Below are 785 nucleotides of genomic sequence, written 5' to 3'. Positions count from 1 at the left end.
GCTGTCGTTACTCGTTCACCGCTCCGCAGTGCGGGCATACGCCTTTGTGCATCATCTTGCCTCCGCAGTTGCCGCAACGGTAGCGGTCGGCATGCAGCGAAAGACGTAACCGGCGTACAAATATCCAGACAAAAACAGCCAGAAACAGATAGCCCACGTAAATGTGCGTGGTCAGGATAAAGAAGAAATAGCAGAAGATACAGCACGAAGCCAACCCCAGCAGATAGCATACGGCAGCTGCTGGCGAAAGCTGGCGGAAAAGGTCGTCGAGCACGGCCAGCAACACGATGAGGAACAGCCAGATGCTGGTGAGGAACACCGACAACACGAACGGCACTTTGAAGGGCGACAACGTCGGATTGTAATAGAAATGTTCCCACGTTGCGGGCACAAAGACCTGCATCGACTCGTAAATCGTGGCACTGAAGGCCATCAGCAGGCAGAGCAACAACGGATATACACTGTCGATATCGTCGAAATAGACCAACTTCAGCTGCTTCTTGCGGAATGCCCGGAACAGCCACACGGCTACGAACAGCGCAAATACGATGACGAAGTAGGATGCGTGCGTGTCGCTGAACAGGTAAATGGCCTGCGAAATGCTGTCGGTAGGCGCAAAGTCACGCTTCATGTCGCTTTGGCGCAACCACCCCTGCACCTCTTGCGTGTGGGCCAGCTTCACCCATACCGAGTCCACCGAGTCGGCCGGATGAATGGCAAACTCGGCCACGACCACACGGTCGCCCCTGTGAAGCATCTTGTAACTGTCCTTTACCGGCAGGCAG

Annotated in this window: 1 protein-coding gene; it reads right to left on the bottom strand. The window is 55.2% G+C overall.

The features are described 5' to 3' along the window. Positions 1-7 precede the first annotated feature (7 nt). Positions 8-785: hypothetical protein (locus tag QVP67_RS04575; RefSeq protein WP_288179908.1), on the bottom strand; the 778-nt coding region annotated here is incomplete at its 5' end.

Origin of the sequence: Bacteroides sp. CAG:633 (assembly GCF_000435115.1) — a bacterium.
GTDB classification, from domain to species: domain Bacteria; phylum Bacteroidota; class Bacteroidia; order Bacteroidales; family Bacteroidaceae; genus Bacteroides; species Bacteroides ndongoniae.
Note: the sequence above shows the minus strand (reverse complement) of the source record. Positions and strands in the feature narration are given on the sequence as shown.